Raw genomic sequence first — 22,302 nt, forward strand, 5'->3', positions numbered from 1 at the left:
TTAAATAATCAATATTAATAAGTTTTTGGAGCAAATTGAGTCCAGTTTGCAGTCCAAGGAGCAGTTGTCGGATGGAATGCACCTTTATAAGTTGTACTTCCATCACCATATGCAGGTGAAGTTGACAATGGTCTTAAAAAAGCAGGATTAAATGTAGATGTTGTTGGATAAAAAATATTTCCAGCTCCTGCTAAATTCAAATATGTCGTTGCATCTGTTGACACATTTGTTTGGTTTCCTGTTGGTGTAGCACCACTGAATGCCGCAGTATAAGCATGTACAACATTACCTGTAAAAGTACCTGTTGCACCATCCTGAAATGCTGCACCTGTTGCATAACCAGCGATAATCGAATTTTGAATATCATACTGTGAAGCTCTTCTCCAACGGTTACCAAATTTCAGTTTTGTACCAGCTACAGTAGCATCCTTAATTCCCAAGAATGTAAAATTTTTCAGTACTGGGCGAGTCTTAGGTGTCGCTGCATATGGCGCTGTACCGTCGTTATCCGATTCCAAACCGTTTGAATCCGAGCTACCACTTGATGTGCTATTTGTTGAATTAGGATCCTTTAATGATAAGGCATACTGAATTGTTCCGGTGTATCCATGATCGAAATCAAAGTCATCATCGTCATTCGATAAGGCTACCAGGTATTTCGCATTTACAGTACCGCCAAAGAACTCAAAACCATCATCTTTACCCCAAGATACCTGAATATTTTCCAAGGTGGTACCAGTACCAACACCACCTAAAGTTAGTCCGTTGATCTCATTGTCAGCAGTTAAGTTGTAACCCGCAAATTCAATACGTACATATTTCAATGAGCCTGAATTATCTGCAGCGTTTGTACCTCCATAAGTAACATCTACACCCACAGGTTGAGGAATCCCTTCGATTCTCCGTGTGGCAGCTTGATTGGTAGTTGCGCTACCCAACAATACGACACCTCCGAAATCACCAGGGTTACGAGATCCTGCCGCATTTGGAGAAGTGAATACGATTGGTGCGGAAGCAGTACCGTTGGCGATTAATTTCGCTGTTTTAGGTACAACCAAAACGCCTTTGATATTTTGTGTTATTCCGGTGATTTGGTCATCGTATGCTTTAGTTACACCAGAAGTAATGTAAGTACCCGCTTGAATCGTCAATGTTGCACCCGGTTTTACGAAAGCAACTCCATCAATTTTCCATACGGTATCTGCAGAAAGCGTAGTTTTAGTAATAATACCGGCAGCATCTGTTGGGATCGTTGCCTGAGGTTTGTTTGGCAAACCAGCAGTCAAATCTGAATTAGGTCCTACGTTGTCTTTGTTACAAGAAGCCAATGCGATTGCGCATACGCTTGCTACTGTTAAGATTTTTTTCATTTTGTGTTAAATAATTACTAGTTTTGCCATCACAAGATCATTTTTTAGACTATGCATCCCTATGGGATAGCATTTCATAAGGTTGCATAGTTGTTTTCAATCACCCGTTTTCTGTATTTTTCTATTTTATTTCCCTGTTGTGCGACTTGGACAAACCCGGAACTCTTTTACATTATTTAGGAGTGATATGAAACTGCCTCGCGCAGGTTATTCTTTATATTTCAATTTTTTTATTACGTTGTTGGTGCAAATTGAGTCCAACGAACGGTCCACGGAGGCGTTGAAGGATGAAACGCATCTTTATATGTCGTACTACCGTCCCCATAGGCCGGCGAAGTTCATTTCTTTAATTGATTTAAAACTTATTTATTAAAAATTATAGGTAACTGAAAGATTAAATCTTCTTCCATCTTTTTTACGATAGGTTATTATATCCCCATCCGCTTTATTATATTTATTATCTCCTTTTACTTTTGTGGTAACATAGTCACCTGTCTGAGGATCATTGGCAGTCGTAAATCCTTCAGTATTTTCATAATAGCGTGTCCAATCATCAAGCAGATTAGCCAAATTAAGTTTGACTTCCATTTTTTTATTAAAAAAACGTGCATAAAATTGTGCATCCAACTGCTTTGGTGCCAATTCATATTCAACTGCTGAAAGGTTAAAATTCCCAATATTTGTCCGGTACCCCCTATGGTTATAACTTGTCGTAATTCCGAAATAATCGCCCCAATAACCAAATCCTAGGTTTAACAACCATGGCGATTGTCCCATCAAAGGTCTATCTTGCCCCGGATAACGCGACTGGCGACGTTTAGGTCCATCGGGCGTGGCGCCATCTATAGTTTCCCAATGGGATAACACATTGACTTTAGATTTCAAAAGCGTGCCATTAGCTGATATAAATAGATCTTTTAGCCATTCTTGATCACCTATAAATGCAAAGTTTTTTCGAATTTCTAATTCTAGCCCTAAATTCTTTGCAGATTCCATATTTGCAAAAGTATAATTCCGCTTATCGTCCCCTCGATGTACGAGCTCTATTGGTTTGTCTAAATACTTATAATAGCCCGTTAGGGATATTATTTCACCTGAAGACGGATACCATTCAAAACGCATATCCAGATTATCAATCACAGTACTCTGCACTTGTTCGCCCGATACATAACCATCTAATTCAAAATCATACATCGCAAACATACCTACCTCTCTAAAATCCGGACGAATTACCGTACGCGCATAACTTCCTCGAATATTGAATGTATTGGTTAAATTAAACGTGGCATTAATAGATGGTAAAAACCGCCAGTTATTTTCTTTTACACCAAGTTCATAGGCTTCAGCACCATTTGTATCTCCCTTTTGATACTTTCTTTTATACAGCTCCTCCTGTCTACTATTAAGATTAAAATATTCAGCCCTTACACCATACACCAACCGCAATTTTTGCCATAGCCTTTGATCAGCCATTAAAAAAAGTGCATGGGAGCTCATTTCTCCATTATAATACCTACCGCCAAGACCTTCGGCATAATAGTATGCTTGCCCATCTCCATTTCCAATATTTTCATTTGAAAACAATCTATCATAACTCGACTCAATTGGAGGAGCAGGGACACTAACATTGCCAACCAAGGTCGATCGTGTCATAGGTAAAAATTTAAACAAATCCAATGTTCTTTTTTTGACCCAAGCCTGATAACCTAATTTTACAAGAGTTGATACTCCTGTACCTCGTTGAAATTTCCGAGAAAATGCTGCGCTCCAATTATAATCGGTCTCATCTATACTAGTCCACATTCGCCAATCAGTTACCGCCCCTTTATTAGAAAATCCAGCAGTTGTCAATAAATTAGGTGTTTGAAAATAAGGTTGATCATCTATCGTGGTCGTTATTCTATAGGAGAGCTTTCGTTCATCTAAAATTTGCTGTTTAATCTTATTGATGGTAAACATTCCCTCCGCTTTTACCTGCCAGGGCATCTGATATTCTCCGATCAACTGATGTTGCTGCAACGACATCGCCTCAGGTAATTGATACGTAAGCCTATTTGCTTTTGGATCAGGGTCAGTGTATACTTTTCGAATACTTTCATTGTAATTATTTGCATACGTACGTGCATACATATTTCGTAAAGAAACTTTAAATCCATCCGCTTGATACCCCATATTTGCAACCAATCCAGCGTTACTGTTAAAGCGATAAGAGGTGCCGGCACCGTTGTCTCCGATACCGGTACTATCTATATAGTGCGCTCCAATTAATGCAGACCCCCTCGTATTATTAAACGCAACAATATTCTGCTCGTTTCTAAAGTTTACCGAAGCTGCAAAACCGAATCGATTTCCGTTATTTAACTGATACAAGCGACCAAGCGAAAAACGCATATTCTGATTAGGGTAAGCTTTATATTTATATTGCCTCATCGCGTCACTGTTAAAGCGTTTGGATTGTGCGATAGCGTCCAAATCGTTGTACTTCACGGCATCACCAAATTCAGTTGGATTTAAAGGGGTATTATTTAATTCCTCGTCTGTCAAAATATAACCCGGAGGCGCATCTAATAATAAAGACCTGCTATTCCATTGCCAGGTTTTTATTCCATCAGGCATTTTTGACGATTTGTCAAAGAAACCGAAATATTCACTTGTATGTCGTTTTCCAAGTCGGTAAAAATTTTTTCCCAAAGTTTGACTATTACTTCCTGATCCAATTTGTATTGTTGTAAAATTCTCTTCTGGAATATCTATCGTATTCACCGAAACCTGTCCGCCGGAAAATTCAGCGGATACATCCGGTGTTGCCGTTTTATTGACTACCACCGAGCTCACCATTTCTGTCGGTATAATATCAAAGGAAAAATCCCGTCTATTCTGCGAAGTACTCGGAATCACCACACCGTCCAACATGGCCTGATTGTAGCGGTCGGACATCCCCCGCACAATGACGTTCCGATTATTAACAGTGGTCAATCCGGTAACACGTTTTAAAACCTGCCCCATATCATTGTCCGGTGTACGGGCGATCTGTTCGGCGGATATTCCGTCCGTCACCGACGCTGCGTTTTTTTGCGCCGCATACAGACCGGCTACGGAAGCTTTTTTAAACGACACATTGACAACTGCCGTCTCTAGCGCATTTACCTGCGTCTTCATAGCAATGTTTAACCCTGTCCGGTCTCCGGCCTGTATTTTGACCCCTTCAATACGTTGGGTCTGGTAAGAGAGGTAACTGACTTCCAGTATGTAGGTTCCCGGTTCAGCATTCAAAAGATAGCTCCCATCAATACCGCTCTGTGTTGATTTATTGGTACCGATCAGTTTGATGCTGGCATTAGCCAAAGGCTGACCGCGATCATCAATAACTTTACCTGAAATATACCCATTCTGCTGTACAGGTTTTTCGACTAATGTAATATAGACACTGTTGTCATGAGCCATTAGGTCAGTCTCCCTGAGCAGATAACGCATGACATCGCGGACACTATTACTTTTAAAAATTTTGGCATTTACCTTTTTCTTTGCCAGATTATATTTCGCTGCATCGAAAGCGATATGTATATTTTGGGATTCCAAACGTTCGAAAGCCGCCGGAATATTAGATTCACTAAAAGAAACTGTAATCTTTTTATTGAGTAACTGCCCGTATGCGCCCGAAGCTAAGAGCATTTCGGCCGACACGATCGAAAGAAATAGACCTACCAACGATGTCCTTATCATAAACTTAATATCGTTTTGCGTAACGTATTGCTTAAATTTCATAAATTTGTATGCGTATATAATATCTCTTAAGTTGTTGTATATATTATTTATACCATCTCCAAATGGTACATGATGCAGAGTTGACGATGGCCGTCGTCAGCTCTCTTTTTTTATCCCCGAATTAGTAAATATGCACTATCCTGCCCTCCTTCCTTGATTTGTTGTGATGAATTGCTTTGATACTTTCCAGGGTTGCCGTCCAGGACAGCTGCTTTGATATCGGCATACTATACCGTTGTTGGGCAATCCGCTGATCGTCAGTTTTAATATCCACATCATAGATATTTTTGACCGCCAGTGCCAATTCTTCAAAACTGCTTTGCTTAAGATAGACTCTTCCCTCAATCCAGCTATTACGTGTCGTCAGATCAAAAGTCTCCTGATGGCTATTGTGGTTATTTTGGGTATAACGGATCTGTTCGCCGCGGGTCAGCACACCCAGCGGATTGCTATCGGCAGTAACCTGCACTTTACCTGTAAATACAGACACCGATATATCATCCAATTCCGCATAGTTTTTCACGGTAAAAGAGGTCCCCAGCACCCTTGTCTGTATTTGTCGGGCGTTCACCACAAAAGCTTTTGTGGAATCTTTCTTGACCTCAAAATAGGCCTCTCCAGCCATAAGCTCCACAACTCTATCACGCCTATTGTAAGAGACGGTATCCAATTTAATTTTGGAATATGCGTTCATTACAACGGTTGATCCGTCGGCCAAAAATATCCGCTTACGTTGTGAGGCCCCTGTTTCAAAAATCCGGTAACCGGGTTTTAAATTCGCTTCTCTTTGGGAGAAATTCAGATCATGCTGCTTTGTCCAAAATAAAACGCCAACACATAACAGTAGACTTGCCGCAACCGCTCCGCTCCAGTAGATTATGCTCCGACCCACTGATTTTTTAGACGCAGTACTTCCAATACGTTGCTGTATATTATTCCATAATCGAACCTCATCTACCTCCCCTGCAGAAAGTTCTTCCCGATCAAGCGTATCATACCAGCGATCAATCAGGGACCTCTCAGCCTTGTTCGCATTATTATGCTGGTATCTATAGATTAAGGATTCAAAAATTCTTCTTTTCACTTTTTATGCCTGCTGTTTATATACAAGTCCGCAAAAAAGCCCCAAAGTACTTCAAGAAATAGTTAATGTTGTATGAAAGAATTGTTAAAGGATCAAAGTTCAGAAAATAGGAATGTGGCAAGGTGGGTAAGCTACTTAGCGAGCTCGTCTATAATAAAGACCAAAAGAAGGCTAAAACTACCGTTTTGAACATGTTGATAGCCCAAAATAGCTTTCCGTAGTCGTTTGGATGCTTCCGTAAGGTTATTTTTGACCGTTTGCTCAGACAGCCCCATACGTGTAGCAATCTCTCGAATGGATAAATGTTCCCACTTCAATAAAAGTGCCTGTCTCATATTATGGGGCATAACCTCGAGTTCTTCCTCCAACAATTTCTCTAACGCTAGATATGTTTTGAGATCCTCTGGATGTTCCTGTACATAATCAAAAATATGCTTGCTCCAATGATCCAACAATTTATCTTTGGCTTTGGTGGAATTAAAAAAGTCTATAATTTTATATTTGAGCATTCCTTTCAAATAGGCTGGGAGATTCATTTGGATGTCGATTGTATGCCGCCTTTCCCAAAACTGGACAAACAGCTCCTGTAGAATATCCTCCACATCCTGTCGGTCTAGGATCCGACGGGCAGCGTGCTGATAAAGATCTTTCCAGCAATAGCGATACAATTCCTCATAAGCGGAAGTATCGTTAAACTCTTTAATAGCTTGTAGCCAACGCTGATGTACAACTGGTCCTTGATTCATGCTAATACCAAAATTAAGGTTGAAATATTAAGTTTCTATTAATAAATGAATAAAGAAACTGTAGGTATATAAAATAGTTTCACATTCGAAATAATACTTTTCAAAGTGAGCTAAATCTATATAACAGCGCTCAATTTATTATCACCTGGTATAAAAGAATCAGATCACCTTAAAAATCAATTATTTAAATTATTTGTTTATTCCAATATTATTCTTACCTTTGCAACGCCTTAGGCAATAGTGCCTATTGTATAAAATATTTCATGAACCCATTTTTAGAACTGGGAATCCGTGAGGAAGTTGTTAATGCCATCTCAGAATTAGGTTTCGAAAAACCTTCTGAAATTCAGGAAAAAGCCATTCCTGTTTTATTGACTGGTAACGACGATTTTGTCGGATTAGCCCAAACTGGCACAGGAAAGACCGCGGCATTTGGTCTTCCATTATTAGAGCAATTAGACTTTTCTCAAAAACACCCACAGGCATTAATTCTTTGCCCTACTCGGGAATTATGTTTACAAATCTCAAAAGATTTAGAAAAATTTGCTAAATACGTTGACAACGTACATGTTGTTGCTGTATATGGAGGTGCAAATATCTCAGACCAGCTACGTCAAATTAGACGTGGAGTGCAAATTGTAGTAGCGACCCCAGGTCGTATGTTGGATATCATCGGCAGAAATGCGATTGATTTTTCAAATGTAAAATATGTTGTATTGGATGAAGCGGATGAGATGCTCAATATGGGCTTCAAAGAAGACATCAACAACATTTTGTCAGAAACTCCTGACGAGAAAAAAACTTGGTTATTTTCGGCGACAATGCCTTCTGAGGTACGTCGTATCGCAAAGAATTATATGACCGATCCAGTTGAGCTTACTGTAGGAACAAAAAACACCGGTAACGCCAACATTGAACACCACTATTATTTGATCAAAGCAAAAGATAAATACGCTGCGTTCAAACGTATTGTGGATTCAAACCCTGATATCTTTGGTATCGTATTTTGTCGTACAAAAATCGAAACACAGGATATCGCTGAAGCGTTGATCAAAGATGGTTACAATGCGGATTCACTGCATGGTGATTTGTCCCAACAACAACGTGATAAAGTAATGAAACGTTACCGTGACCGTAGTTTACAATTGTTGATCGCAACAGACGTAGCCGCTCGTGGTATTGATGTAAGTGATGTAACTCACGTTATTAACTTCTCTTTACCTGATGAAACAGAAAACTATACACACCGTTCAGGCCGTACAGCCCGTGCAGGTAAAACTGGTATTTCACTTTCTTTGGTAAACGTAAAAGAACTAAGCAAAATCCGTCATCTTGAAAAGATCATCGGTAAGCCTTTTGAGAAAAAACAAGTACCTCAAGGTGCTGAAGTTTGCGAAAAACAATTATTTTCTATCGTTAAAAAGATTGAAAATGTTGAAGTAAACGACGAACAAATCAGCCCATTCTTGCCTGCAATTATGGAAAATTTGGAGTCACTTTCAAAAGAAGATATCATCAAAAGATTCGCTTCTCTTGAGTTCAACCGTTTCTTGGATTATTACAAAAATGCACCTGATTTAAATATCGAAGCGCGTGACGGTGGTCGTGAAGACCGCGGTGATAGACGTGATGGTCGTTCACGTGAAGGTTCAAAAGGCTACACGCGTTTATTTATGAACTTAGGTTCTGTAGATGAATTCTCTCGTGGAGATATGTTGGGCTTCATCTGTAACAATGCGAATATTTCAGGAAAATCAATCGGTAAAATTGATTTGAAAGGCGTGTTCACATTCTTCGAAGTTCAAGATGCAGAAGTAGAAAAAGTATTCCAAGGATTCCAAGGTGTAGATTACAACGGTCGTCAAGTACGTATCGAAGTATCTGGTGAAGCAAGAGGTGAAGGTCGTAGCGACCGTGGCGGAAGAAGCCGTGGTGGTGATCGTGGCGGAAGACGTGAAGGTGGATACCGTGGTGGTGATCGCGGTGGAAGACGTGAAGGTGGATATGGTGGCGGCGAACGCAGCGGAAGACGTGAAGGCGGATTCAGTGGTGAGCGTCGTGAGCGTGGTGAGCGTAGCAGCAATGGCGGTGGCTTCCGTGATTTCTCTGGAAAACGTAAAGAATCAAAAAGCAAATACTAATCATTAGTACTTAGCATAAGAGTGAAAGACTCTGGCATAAAAGCGATCAGCTTGAGATGCCAGAGTCTTTTCTTTTATATCCCTTCTAGCAGTACAGGTACTAATCTCGCCCGCCAATACAATAGTATCTATAAAAAAACGTAAATTAGCTGTATTACATGAACTGGATTTCCAACATGCCAACAGCAACAAGATTATTTGATTTAGCAAGCTTGCAATATGCTATTGCACCAGATTTCCCTATGTTTTCTTTCAAAAAAGACAACGAGTGGATAAAAGTAAGTAATACCGAATTTATTGAACGGGTCAATAAGACATCAAAAGGTTTGATCGCCCTAGGTGTTCAGCCGGGAGAGAAAGTAGCATTAATTAGTGAGAACCGTATCGAGTGGAATATCCTTGATTTTGCCATTCAACAAATTGGAGCTGTAGTAGTTGCCATTTACCCTAATATTTCGACCTTAGATTACACGTATATCTTCAATCATGCCGAAATCAGGAAGTGTATTGTTAGTTCAAAGACACTATACACAAAGATATTAACGATACAAGATGATTGTCCTCAACTAAATGCTATTTACAGTCTAGACAAAGAGGATGGTCTAAACCATTGGTATGACTTCGTCTCCAAGGGCGAGATCATTACAGATGAAACGCTAAACCAACTACGTGATGGTATAAAAACCAATACATTGGCGTCCATCATTTACACCTCTGGCACAACAGGAAATCCCAAAGGTGTTATGTTGTCTCATAAAAATTTATTGGCAGATACGTTGAGTAGTGAATATTCCTTTCCTGTCGAACGAGGTGATCGTGCCCTCTCCTTTCTTCCAGTTTGTCATGCCTATGAACGCGTATTCCAATATGTATATATGTACAAAGGTTTGACAATCTTCTTTGCTCAATCGATGGATACGATAGGTGAAGATTTTAAATCCGTTAAACCGCATATTTTTTCCGCAGTACCTCGTGTATTGGAGAAAGTTTATGAAAAGATTATGGCTACAGGAGAGCAGCTAACAGGAGTCAAGCGTAAGCTATTCTTCTGGTCCTTGAGCGTCGGAGAACAATACAAACTGGAGGGACGTACATGGTGGTATGACTTTCAACTGAACATTGCCCGTAAATTAGTTTTTTCAAAATGGCGCGAAGCATTAGGTGGTGACATCAAAGGAATTGCCTCCGGGAGTGCTGCTTTACAGGAAAGATTAATCCGTCTGTATATGGCATCAGGAATTCCAATATATGAAGGTTATGGCCTCACTGAGGCGGGACCATGTATCGCTGTAAACTGCTATAAACGAGGTATGAAAATTGGTACTGTAGGCTTACCGTTAATTAATATCGAAATAAAGCTTGCTGACGATGGAGAAATATTGACTAAAGGCGAGAATAATATGATTGGCTATTATAAAAATCCAGAGGCAACAGCAGAAGCGATCAAAGATGGCTGGTTGTACACAGGAGATATTGGTGAATGGGTAGACGGTAAATTTCTCAAAATTATAGACCGAAAGAAAGAGATGTTCAAGACTTCTGGAGGAAAATATATCGTTCCGCAGCAGATCGAGTCTAAACTGGTCGAATCTTCATTTATCGAACAGGCTATGGTACTTGGAGAAGGCCGTAAGTTTCCTGCGGCGTTGATTGTTCCCAACTATAATAATCTTCTAGAATGGTCAAGAAGTGCTTTTCCCGCCCTTGCTAATCTTTCTAGACTAGATTTTCTAAATAGCCCAGAACTGAAACAGAAAATGGAATCGGAACTCAACCGTATTAATCAAAATTTTGGCAGCTGGGAACAGATCAAGAAGTTCACCATAGTCCCCGACGAAATGACCGTTGAAACCGGTGAATTGACACCGACGTTAAAAATGAAAAGAAAAGTTATCTTACAAAGATACGAACAAGAGATTGAAGAGATTTATCAAAACTAGTCTACAAAAAAAGCCTTTGTCAAAACAAAGGCTTTTTTTGTAATCAACTAAATTATATTCTTTATTTTTTAACAATCCGTTGGCGAATCGCTTCATAGATCACTACTGCGGCCGATACAGATACATTTAACGAACCTATTTCACCGTACATTGGTATCTTGGCCAGGTGGTCGGCAATGCGGATTAGGTCATTGGAAACACCAACATCCTCCGCACCCATAATCACACAGGTTGGAGCTGTATAATCCACATCGTAAATGCTCGACGTTGTTTTTTCTGTACTGGCAACTAACTGTACACCTGAATCAATCAAAAATTTACCAACTTTGGACAAGCTATCATGGCGACAGACAGGGATTTTATAGAGTGCTCCAGCAGATGTTTTAATCGCATCAGGGTTAACCTCAGCCGAGCCCTTTTTAGGGACAATGATGGCATGGACTCCAGAACATTCTGCTGTACGTGCAATAGCACCCAAATTGCGCACATCTGTCACTCCATCCAACATCAGAAGTAAAGGAGTTTCACCTTTTTCATAAATCTGAGGGAGAAGTTCTTCTATATCATGATAGGTAATTGGAGAAATAACCGCAATTACACCTTGATGATTTTTACGTGTTATCCGGTTTAATTTTTCAATTGGCACCTGTTGAGAAGCGATATTATGTTCCTTTAACAAGGCTTTCAATTCTAGAATCAAACTGCCGCTCAAGCCGCGTTGTATAAATAATGACTCGATCTCTTTACCACTATCGATTGCTTCGATGACAGCACGAATACCAAATACCATCTGATTCACTTCACGTCTTTCCCCGTGGTCGCGATCACGTCTCTGAAAATTTCCTTGCATAATAAATACTAAATATTTCCCTCTTCATGGAAGAGTTTGCAAATGTACAAAAATAAAAAACAACTAGCGTGTTTGAATTAGCTTAGCCCCAAGTTAAACTCTTTCCGCAAAGTATCTAAAAGCGGGTTTTTATTGACCATGGCTTGATACTTCTCCTGTGAGGTATAAGGTTTACGCGAAATAGTATGTTCCATCATCACGCCCTTTAGATCCAATGAAAAATTCTGGAGTTTCACACGTAGGTAGTTCAGTACATCAACCTTTGCACTTTGCAATACATCCATCTGAACACCATTTTCAACATCAATTTCAATCAATACACCATTTAATCGGGGTTGCATAGCCGTCATCATGGTGTACAGATTGATCTTGTTTTCTGTTTTAAGCTGTTCAGCATAACTGTTCCAAACAGTAATAAATTGGCCGAATGAAACATCACGCTGTTCGTTCCCACGTATCAATTCTGGTTCATCCCCTTCTTTGGCAACCGCATTGTTATCGTATATGGTATTCAAATCCGGCAAAGACGGAATAATTGCTGCAGTAGATGCTCCCCATCCGCCTTTTTTTACTTTAGGGGGCACGTTGGAAATAGGATCTTTTTTCACCTCTTCCTTAGTCTCGGAAGCCTGATAATTTACGGGGTTAGCTTGCGAACGCGGTGCCACATGGTTTTCAACGACAGGAGCATTCGCAGGAGAAGTTGCTTGCGGAGTGGAGACTACCGAAGTTTGTTGCGCTTGTCCAACTACTGGCTCAGGAAGTTTTTTTTTTACGCCCTCGGTTGCCGAAGGAATCTGTGCGGATCCAAGCTGGCTCAATTTAATCGCACTTGCGATATGACATGTCTTGAGGAGTGAAAGTTCAACTTGCAGGCGTTGATTTTTACTTGTCTTATAGTTGATCTCACATTGATTGGAAATATTCAATGCAGATAACAAAAATCCTGGAGAAGCTTTTTGGGACTGCTGCAGATACTTTTGACGAATACTATCACTGACTTCCAATAATTTTAGCGTAGTTGGCTCCTTAGCAACCAACAAATTTCTGAAATGCGCTGACAGACCTGCTATGAAATGACTGCCATCAAATCCGTGATTTAAAATCTCATTGAAAATCAATAAGGTTTGTGCCGCATCCTCAGTTAAAATAGCATCTGTTAGCTTAAAATAATAATCGTAATCCAAGATATTCAAATTATCGATTACAGCTTGATAGGTGACATTTTTATTGGAAAAACTGACGATCTGATCGAACATCGACAAGGCATCCCGAAGGCCACCATCGGCCTTTTGGGCAATGATATGTAATCCGTCCTGATCATAAGCAATACCTTCTCTGTCAGCGATACGGGCCAAATGACTTGCCATATCTTCCACTTTGATCCGATTAAAATCGAAAATCTGACAGCGCGAAAGAATAGTAGGTAAAATCTTATGTTTTTCTGTGGTCGCCAGAATAAAGATAGCATAGGAAGGTGGCTCCTCTAAAGTCTTCAAAAAAGCATTGAAAGCCGCTTGAGAAAGCATATGCACCTCATCTATGATATAGATTTTATATTTTCCAGCCTGAGGTGGTATACGTACTTGATCAATCAGGTTACGGATATCGTCTACGGAATTATTGGATGCCGCATCCAGTTCATGAATACTGAAAGAATTTCCATTTTGGAAAGACTTACAGCTATCACATGCGCCACAGGGTTCGGTACCTGCCAAGATGTTTTCACAATTTATTGTTTTAGCTAAAATCCGTGCACAGGTAGTTTTACCTACACCACGGGGACCACAAAACAAAAATGCTTGCGCCAACTGGTTGTTGTGAATTGCATTCTTTAAGGTACCAGTGATGTGTTGCTGACCTACAACCGAATCAAAGGTAATCGGGCGGTATTTACGTGCAGAAACAATAAAATTATCCATTGCACGAAGATACGGATTTTAAAAATGAAAAAGGAGAATCTAAAACCTAAAAATAGATTGTAATTTTTTAATAATAATTCCTTCAATGTACAAAAAAAGCAAATTTTATCGTTAATTTTATATTAATACAATGTTATTAAATTGTTAACAATTGAAATTAAGGGAAATCCATAGGCTGTTTTTGACCATTTTAATTTGGCTAACCTGTGCTTCACAACAGCTACAGGCGCAGCATCACGATTTCGATTTTTACGATGGCAAAGTATCTATTGATGTCCCCCCCTCCTTTAATATTCCATTCAAAGACAGCTTAACAATAGCCCACATACAAAAATTCTATCAAATAGCTGATCAGACGGATTACATACAGCTTATAAATAGCCTTCTCGAATACAAAGATGAACATCATTTAAATGATTGGGTATATTATCAGCTGATTCGCCGCACCGCACAACAGATTGCCCCGAAAGCCGAAAATTATACACGCTATACTTTATATAAATGGTTTTTAATGTGTAAATCCGGTTATGATGCCCGTTTGGCTGTGGGTAATAATCAGATCATATTTTTCATTCAGAACAAAGAAGATATCTCTGATATTCCCTTTTTTGAAATCGATGGTAAGAAATACACCTGTTTAAACTTCCATGACTATGGAAAGCTCTTTCAACGCGCAGACACCTATATTCCTGTTAAGATTAAAGTACCAGAAGCCATTGAAGATTTTAGTTATAAAATCACAAAATTACCTGATTTTGTACCAGCAAATTATAAGGAGAAGCAAATTAAGTTCAATTATGGACATAAAGCCTACCATTTTAATGTCAAGTTGAATGAAGATATCAGTGATCTTTTTAAAAACTATCCGGGTGTAGATTTCGAAACTTATTTCAATATTCCACTCAGCAAAGAGACTTATCAATCCCTGATTCCTGCCCTCAAGGAAAATTTAAAAGGAAAAAATCAGCAGGAAGGTGTCGATTATTTAATGCGATTTACGCGATATGCATTCTTATACGAAAATGACGAAGATAATTTCGGATCCGAAAAGCGCCTTTCTGCAGAACAAACACTATTGAATAAATACAGTGACTGTGATGACCGTGTTGCCCTGTTTTTTTATCTGGTAAAGGAAATCTACAATCTACCTATGATCACCCTGCTCTATCCCACGCATGTAACGATGGCCGTTCAATTTGAACATCCTATCGGTGATGCTATTTTGTACAATGGAAAATATTATTCTGTCTGTGAGCCTACTCCACAAGCGCAAACACTGGATATAGGTCAATTGTCTGAGGAGCTTAAAAATCAGTCTTATCAGATTGTTTATCATTACGAGCCGAGATAAGCCTTCTTTTGGCGTAAGCAAACTATAAGCAAAAAATAGCTTCATTAAATTAGATGCAAGTAAAGATCCACTTGCACCTAAATTTATCACTTCCACTTAGACAGCTATTTTTTGGGTAACATAGAAAAAATGAATAAATCAATGTTAATTTCCACAGAGTTAATCTTGGTAATAGTCAAACTTTTTTGTCATATCACTGATACTTGGATTTGCATCTGATATAATTTTAATTTGAATTTCATACTTATTAAAACCACCGACGAGACCATATTGCGATGCTGAATAATCAACGCTATAACTGCCTGTATTAGGAACATTTTTGCCGATAAAGCCTTTACTCACCCCATATTGATAAAGTTCAAGCGAAACTGTACTTGTGTTAACTAGATTTTTATTCCAGGTGATAGCTGGCGGAATGTCATTATTGTAAATAGCAAAATGGCCAATATCATTAATCCAATTATCATAGCTTGGAGGTTGAACAACCGGAGGAGGAATTTCATAGTCAAAAGATTTAACATGATAAGCTTCCTTAAACCACAATGATGATGGAACATTTGAAGGATGGTTTTCGATCACCAAATAGATCTTACCTCCTGCAGGAAGTTTTGAATGATCTATGTTAGCTGTATATTCCTTATCCAAAATAGAATTATATTGCCCAAAACTCGAATTGGTAATTTCTTTAGAACCATCCAACCAAACAAATTGTCCATTGATTTGTGTTCCAAGTCCAATTAGCATATTTGTTGGATACCAATTCCATGGACCACCTGAAGGATTAATAGCTCTCGTTAATGTCACATTATATTTCACTGTTGTACTAGAACCTGTTGCAGATAAGGCAATTTTTGTAGAACTCAGCAGGTTATTATTGTTAATTTTAAAATCACTTACATAAGTAGGTATTCCTTGTGCAAATGAAATTTGAGCCGCAATAAAGAAAAACAGTATTATTATATAATATTTTAGCTTACTCATTATCTTAATTTTTTAGAGTTATTAAACATTTCAATTAATTTTTCTCGACTTACCTGATCAACTCCCCATAATTTAAACTGTTGGGTTTTTGCATCATAGGTTACATCGCTTTTTTTAACATTTATGGAGTTAGCAAGATAATCAACTAATTCAGATACACTTACAGTAGCAAGTTCTGCCTGAGAGACTTCTGAAGGCGCGACTTCTTCTTTTTTGCAGCCGGTAAAAGCTGTTACACACAAGAATGCAACTATTGCTATCTTGAGAAAATTTTCATATATTCTTTTCATTACCTGAAGATAACATCACAACATTAAACAACAATAAATTAAATATTACATTATTTTAAACAACTGGAAATAAAATTAAATAAACACACTAAACAAAATAGCTATTTGTAAAAAAAATAAAAACTAGAAATATAACAGTGTATTTTAAAATACGGCCAAACTATCACAAATAACCATTCGTGATACTTTAATTCAACATAAGATAGTATTCAAACTACAATGACACGACATCAAATCACCTTATAAAAATATAACCTAGCTAGAGAATAAAGGGGCATCTTTCACTTCTACATCCAGGTTACAGCAACTCAAACGTGACGACCAAATAACTTGAATGGATAAGGTTATGTATTGGACAAATCAACTATTCATGAAAATGAGCTGCGATTGTTCATTGACCACCGTGAAAAATTGGTCAAAAAAAAATCCTGCCAAGGCAGGATTTTCCATCTATTTTACTAAACTATAATTATCTATTTCTTAGAAAGAAGCACCAGTAGCAGCTACTGATCCTGATTTCAAGATAAAGTTTGGCGCTGTTAAACTATATGGATTAACCAAAAGATTTTTAGCTGCCGCATCGTCCAAGAATGTATTATTATTTGTAGTCAAATACGTTTTCAATAAATCAACAGTAGCAAATGAAGGTACTGTACCATCGGCTATAACGTCTCTACCAGCCGTAAATGATTGGTAAATGTTGTTTTTGATCAAAGATGTTTTATCTGTCAAAGCATCACCAGTTTCTTTATCGCGTATATCGATACCATAACGCATGTTGATAAAGATAGAGTTAGCAAGGATCATCTTACTTCCTCTTCTCCACAAATTTGCATACTCATGTTTTGGATCAACCTCAGTATTACCAGGTCCAACCAATGTCATATTTGATATAACAGGACGTGTTCTTGGAGAAGAATCAAATACTTTTTCCGAATTATCAGATTCAATACCATTTGATTGACCAGCTTGATCCGCTAATTTCGGATCTCTAAGACCTACTAAGAATTGAAGTTTTCCTGAGTAACCATTATCGAAATCGAAAATATCATCGATGTTTGCAGTAGAGACAAGGTGCTTAGCATTTACTGTACCACCAAACCACTCAAAAGAATCATCACCAGAATAAGCAACTTGAACGTATTCAACAGTTGTTTTAGAACCAACTGATCCAAATGTAACACCGTTAATCTCGTTGTTTGTTGTATAAGCAATACCTGGGAACTCAACACGTACATATTTAAGAACTCCTGAGTTATCATCAGCAATGGTTCCACCATGATTTCCGTATGGAGCTGTTAAACCGCCTTCAATAAGACCTGTTCCACCTGGGATATTATTAGGTGCCTTACCTAAGATAATAATCCCGCCCCAATCACCTGGAGCTCTTGTACCAGCGGGTTGGTTTGAAGTGAATACAATTGGCTTAGCAGCAGTTCCTTCTGCATTGATTTTACCACCCATTGTGACAACCAATGTTGCTTTAGTATTTTTATCTCCTCTAATTACTGTTCCAGCTGGAATCGTTAATGTAACACCACTTTTAATGTAAACAAAACCTTTTAACAAGTATGTTTTTGATGCATCTAAAGTTTTATCTGCAGTTATTTCACCTGAAATCTCCTCTGTAGCAGCAGAATATGCTGTTTTATTTGGTTCATAATTAACCCATCCTGATGTCCAGTCAGTAGAACCAAATGCACCTTTATAAGCTACTTTCTCAAAGAAAGCATCAGCAAGCGATTCATTTGAATCACCCGGGGTAACAGGAGGTTCAATTACCGAAGGATCACTCTTACTACAGCTTGCAAATGCAGTTAAGCCTGCCGCTAAAACAGCTAAAAGATTTAAGTTTAAATTCGTTTTCATTTTCATGTTTTATTTGTACAAAAAGAATAATTTAATTTAACGATACAATTAACTCTATGTTAAGTATTTATGAATTAACAATAGACTACCAAAATTTATAAGAGAGCGTAAGGGACACAGTAGATCCATATTTCTCAGCTCTATTGATATTATCTGTGTTTTTATTGAATGCTGCGTTTGGATCAGAACCTTTTGGTTTTTGATAGAAATAAGCTTTATTATTTAAAATATCACTATAATTCAATTTTACTTCGGCTCTGGAGTTCGCAAATTTTTGCGCCAATTGTAAATCAAGAATATTTCTAGAATATTCGTAAATATCTGGATCTTCAGCATTACCAATTGCCCATATTCTTGGTCCCACTCTATTATACAAGAGTGTAATCGCTGTGGTATTTGGATTTTTGGTCGTATACGATAATCCAGCATTGATTAGATAAGGTGATTGTCCTTGCAGTTTTCTTTTACCTGTTGAGTTCACAGTAGTTGGAACAATAACTTTCGAATAAATGTATGATCCATTCGCGTTGATGACAAAATTATCCAATCGCTCATCAATGAATTTCAGATTCTTTCTTACTTCTGCTTCCACTCCAAACACATCCGCAGACTTTGAATTGGTATAATTAAATGAACGGCCTGAGTTTCCTAATTGTAAAGCTTGTTCGATCGGATTTTCAAAATATTTATAAAAAGCTCCCACCGATAAAACTTCACCAGCTGTTGGATAATACGCATATCCCAGATCAAAATTTGACGTTTTTGATTGTTTCAAATTGGGATTTCCACGAACGTTCATGTTTTTATTGAAGTCATAAAATGGGAAAGGTGCCATTTCTCTAAACTCCTGTCTTCCCACCGTTTGTGAGGCTGCAAAGCGAAAACTTTGCTTACTATCTAAATTATAGATTAAATTCAACGATGGTAGTAGTGAAATTGTCGTTGTGTCAACACCTACTGGATTGCCATTGTCTTCACTATTCAATTTCAAATTATATGACTCAAGACGTGCTCCAGCAATTACCCTCAATTTCTCCATCACAAATCCATCATACATCAAATAGCCTGCGTTCAAAAATGCTTTCGCATCATAATGATCACCACCGTTGGTTATTTCATTTAGTATAAAGCCGTTTGGACGAATATTGGCTTGATCAAAAATTTTGTCTTGCGGTAGTTTCAACAAACTTGCATCAAAGTTTCCATTTCGAATAAATCCAATCACCCTTGCATTAAAATTTCTATCACGCAATTGATTGAAATAACCTGCTTTTAATTTGTCATTTTCCGAGAATAAACGGATCGGTAATGTCAAATTTAAAGCCCCACCATACGAATTCTCAGTCATTGTCGAATTGAAATTACCTGCTCTGTCTGCTGTAGACGAACTGGTCGCAGAAATCGATGCAATACCATCTTTTGAATATTCCATCCGCTTATAACCGGGCTCATCTCTATCCGTACGACCATAATTCAAGGACCAATCCAATTTTAATTTACTGTTATCTGAAAGGATATGTTCACCAGATAATTGATTTGTTAAAATAGATCGTTGTAATAGATAATCTCCCGTGCGATAGAATTCACTCCCCGAATCATCTTTTCCTTCACGGAACGTAAATTGATTCTCTAAAATTCGATTATATAAGTTTTTGAAAGAGATTTTATTTGACTTCCAAGAGTACGCGAAGTTTGCAAGAGCTCCTAAATTTGTATTGTAACTATATTGATCGTCATGGAATACTTCTGGCAACGACTGGCCAACATATGCTTTTTGGTCTGCTTCGCGTTTCCTTTGGTCGTAACGATAAGTCAATGAAAAAATAGCTCCAAATTTAGAATCATCTTTAAAATTCTTAGTAGAACCGTAGTTCAGTTGAAAATTCGGCGTTAATGTTGACTTCTTCGTATCATAACCCCAATTGTTTTTAAACAATTTAGAATACTCAAAAATTTCATTTGAATTATTTTGTAAAGATTGAAAGTCCTTTGTGGAAGGAAAACCTTTAGGAATTTCGCGGTCACTTCCTGCAAAACCAAACACTTCACCACCAGCTCTTTTTGCTGAGGTAAAATCTTTAAATGTTGATTGTGTATTATAAGATGTACCTATGGATGCATCAAAGAAATTTTTCTCTGGAAAATCTTTAGTATTCACTTGAACTACACCTCCGGAAAAATCAGCAGGGATATCTGGGGTTGCAGTTTTATTAATTATGATTGATTCAATTAAATTTGAAGGAATAATATCAAAAGAAAAAGCACGTTTATCTACTTCTGTATTGGGTAAAATCGCATTATTCAACATAGCTGAATTGTAACGATCACTCAGCCCTCTTACAATAACATATTTATTATCTTGGACACTAGCGCCACTTACACGCTTAATTGCCTCTGACGTATTTCTATCTGGACTTCTCTTAATTTGTTCGGTCGAAATACCACTGGAAATTCTAGCACTATTTTTTTGCTGCGAGTACAAAGCACTTATCGACTCTTTTTTGAAAGTTCCCGTAACAACAACCTGATCCAATACAGTTTCCCCAGTATTATCGAGTACTACATCTAGCGTCGTAACATCCTTATCCTTTATCTCTACATCAGTAATTTGTTTAGTAGCAAAGCCTACATAACTAAATTCTAATGTATACTTCCCTGCAGGTACCGCAGGAATATTATAATTACCAGTCACATCCGAACTTCCCACTCTCGCCGTACCGAGTACCTTAACAGTCACACCTGTGATTGTTTCACCTGTTTTGACATTTGTTACTTTACCCGCCACCTTTCCACTGCCCTGTGCATAAACTGTTGTTGACGCAGCTACTGCTAGCGTTACGACTGCAGCGATTCTTTTAAGTTGTAATTGTGGTTCCAATTTATTTGTTTTTTGTTTCTGCAAAGCTATTAGCAGAATATTAGATTAACATTAACAACAAATTACCATTGCGTAAACCGGTTGTTAATTTAATGTTACTTATCTCCTATTTTTCTTGATTTTCAGCAAAAAATGGCTTTTTATCCAATTTATACGAATATTTGCCCCCCTTAATGGGACAGCATATTAAAGAAGTGTAATAAAATTATTAAGCACTTAATTTATTAACACAATAAGATTATTTTTCTAATTTATACCTTAATGAAGACCGTGTAACGGTTTTATATAGATAAGTGGTACTGCTAGTTGAGAGAGACCGATCATCTTCCATTGCCAACTGTTAACCCACTGCAGTAAATTGCTTTTTATATGCAATATAATTGCAATTATATTGCATATAAAAAGCAATTTATCTAAGTTTGAATATATTTTCAATTTCTGATCCTCATGAGCACTCCAATCGTATCGACAACACAGTTATCATTTCAGTATCCCAATTCAACGCCAATTGAATTTCCAGATATTCACATCGAGAAAGGTCAGCATACGCTGTTATTGGGGGATTCAGGTTCTGGAAAAACAACGTTACTTAATATATTAGGAGGTTTGTCACGACCGGAGACAGGTCTTGTCAAAATAAATAACCAAGACCTATCCTTATTATCAAACAGTAAATTGGATCAGTTTCGTGCGCAATATATCGGATTTATATTCCAAGAGGCTCACCTCCTAAGAAATTTAACACTTTTGGAAAACATCAAGTTGGCACAATCTTTAGCAGGGAAAAGAATAGACCTTAATGCAATACATTTCATATTGACGCAACTGCAATTAGATCAAAAAAGTGATGCCTACCCGAACGAATTGAGTCGCGGCCAATTACAACGTGCTGCTATTGCACGCAGCGTCATCAATAAACCAGCCCTACTTATTGCTGACGAACCGACTGCCGCTCTAGACGACAACAATACCTACAGAGTATTAGAACTACTGTTATCGATAGCTGACACTGCAGGATCGACTTTACTGATAACAACACACGACAAGAGAATAAAAGATCAGTTCTCCAAAATGTACCTTTTAAAATAATTGTTTTACTTTATTTACACGTCACC

14 protein-coding genes are annotated in these 22,302 nt (G+C 38.0%); 4 read left to right on the top strand and 10 right to left on the bottom strand.

Features of this window, described 5'->3' with window-relative positions; genetic code table 11:
• Positions 1-14: 14 nt before the first annotated feature.
• From GVK91_RS12820 to GVK91_RS12835, 4 genes are all read right to left on the bottom strand, one after another.
• Entirely contained in the window at positions 15-1,370 is a 1,356-nt protein-coding gene (locus tag GVK91_RS12820) for a hypothetical protein (RefSeq protein ID WP_159729175.1), read from the bottom strand.
• A 369-nt stretch (positions 1,371-1,739) separates the two neighbouring features.
• Positions 1,740-5,093 carry a TonB-dependent receptor gene (locus GVK91_RS12825; RefSeq protein WP_228280327.1) on the bottom strand — a complete coding sequence of 1,118 codons (3,354 nt, stop codon included), beginning with the start codon at positions 5,091-5,093 and terminating at the stop codon, positions 1,740-1,742.
• A 163-nt stretch (positions 5,094-5,256) separates the two neighbouring features.
• Complete coding sequence (locus GVK91_RS12830) at positions 5,257-6,219, bottom strand: FecR family protein (protein WP_153845003.1); 963 nt, start codon at positions 6,217-6,219, stop codon at positions 5,257-5,259.
• Positions 6,220-6,350: 131 nt separating this feature from the next.
• Positions 6,351-6,965, bottom strand: coding sequence for an RNA polymerase sigma factor (locus tag GVK91_RS12835; RefSeq protein ID WP_153845004.1), 615 nt, complete (start codon positions 6,963-6,965; stop codon positions 6,351-6,353).
• A 263-nt stretch (positions 6,966-7,228) separates the two neighbouring features.
• On the opposite strand from GVK91_RS12835, the gene GVK91_RS12840 reads away from it, so the two are divergent.
• Together GVK91_RS12840 and GVK91_RS12845 are read left to right on the top strand one after the other, a co-directional pair.
• Entirely contained in the window at positions 7,229-9,106 is a 1,878-nt protein-coding gene (locus GVK91_RS12840) for a DEAD/DEAH box helicase (protein WP_153845005.1), read from the top strand.
• 158 nt (positions 9,107-9,264) lie between these two features.
• A complete protein-coding gene (locus tag GVK91_RS12845; RefSeq protein WP_153845006.1) occupies positions 9,265-11,046 on the top strand; it encodes a long-chain fatty acid--CoA ligase in 1,782 nt (593 codons plus the stop codon).
• 61 nt (positions 11,047-11,107) lie between these two features.
• On the opposite strand, the gene rlmB is transcribed toward GVK91_RS12845, so the two are convergent.
• The gene (gene rlmB / locus GVK91_RS12850; RefSeq protein ID WP_046672182.1) at positions 11,108-11,896 is read right to left on the bottom strand and encodes a 23S rRNA (guanosine(2251)-2'-O)-methyltransferase RlmB; all 789 of its coding nucleotides are present in this window, start codon (positions 11,894-11,896) and stop codon (positions 11,108-11,110) included.
• Between the two features lie 77 nt (positions 11,897-11,973).
• Positions 11,974-13,818 (bottom strand): DNA polymerase III subunit gamma/tau, encoded by a 1,845-nt coding sequence (locus GVK91_RS12855; RefSeq protein ID WP_153845007.1) that lies wholly within the window; start codon positions 13,816-13,818, stop codon positions 11,974-11,976.
• A 151-nt stretch (positions 13,819-13,969) separates the two neighbouring features.
• Here GVK91_RS12855 and GVK91_RS12860 point away from each other — a divergent pair, with 151 nt between their 5' ends.
• Positions 13,970-15,169 (top strand): hypothetical protein, encoded by a 1,200-nt coding sequence (locus GVK91_RS12860; protein ID WP_235032916.1) that lies wholly within the window; start codon positions 13,970-13,972, stop codon positions 15,167-15,169.
• A 159-nt stretch (positions 15,170-15,328) separates the two neighbouring features.
• On the opposite strand, the gene GVK91_RS12865 is transcribed toward GVK91_RS12860, so the two are convergent.
• From GVK91_RS12865 to GVK91_RS12880, 4 genes are all read right to left on the bottom strand, one after another.
• Entirely contained in the window at positions 15,329-16,150 is an 822-nt protein-coding gene (locus GVK91_RS12865; RefSeq protein WP_153845008.1) for a hypothetical protein, read from the bottom strand.
• The gene (locus GVK91_RS12870) at positions 16,150-16,440 is read right to left on the bottom strand and encodes a hypothetical protein (protein ID WP_153845009.1); all 291 of its coding nucleotides are present in this window, start codon (positions 16,438-16,440) and stop codon (positions 16,150-16,152) included. The genes GVK91_RS12865 and GVK91_RS12870 overlap by 1 nt, the downstream gene beginning before the upstream one ends.
• Positions 16,441-16,920: 480 nt before the next feature.
• Positions 16,921-18,309: a T9SS C-terminal target domain-containing protein gene (locus GVK91_RS12875; RefSeq protein ID WP_153845010.1), complete on the bottom strand. Its 1,389-nt coding sequence runs from the start codon at positions 18,307-18,309 to the stop codon at positions 16,921-16,923.
• A gap of 85 nt (positions 18,310-18,394) precedes the next feature.
• Positions 18,395-21,187, bottom strand: a complete 2,793-nt coding sequence (locus GVK91_RS12880) for a TonB-dependent receptor (RefSeq protein WP_159729179.1) — start codon at positions 21,185-21,187, stop codon at positions 18,395-18,397.
• A gap of 447 nt (positions 21,188-21,634) precedes the next feature.
• On the opposite strand from GVK91_RS12880, the gene GVK91_RS12885 reads away from it, so the two are divergent.
• Positions 21,635-22,276, top strand: coding sequence for an ABC transporter ATP-binding protein (locus GVK91_RS12885; protein ID WP_153845012.1), 642 nt, complete (start codon positions 21,635-21,637; stop codon positions 22,274-22,276).
• Positions 22,277-22,302: the final 26 nt, after the last annotated feature.

This window comes from Sphingobacterium sp. 18053 (assembly GCF_902706145.1).
GTDB classification, from domain to species: domain Bacteria; phylum Bacteroidota; class Bacteroidia; order Sphingobacteriales; family Sphingobacteriaceae; genus Sphingobacterium; species Sphingobacterium paramultivorum.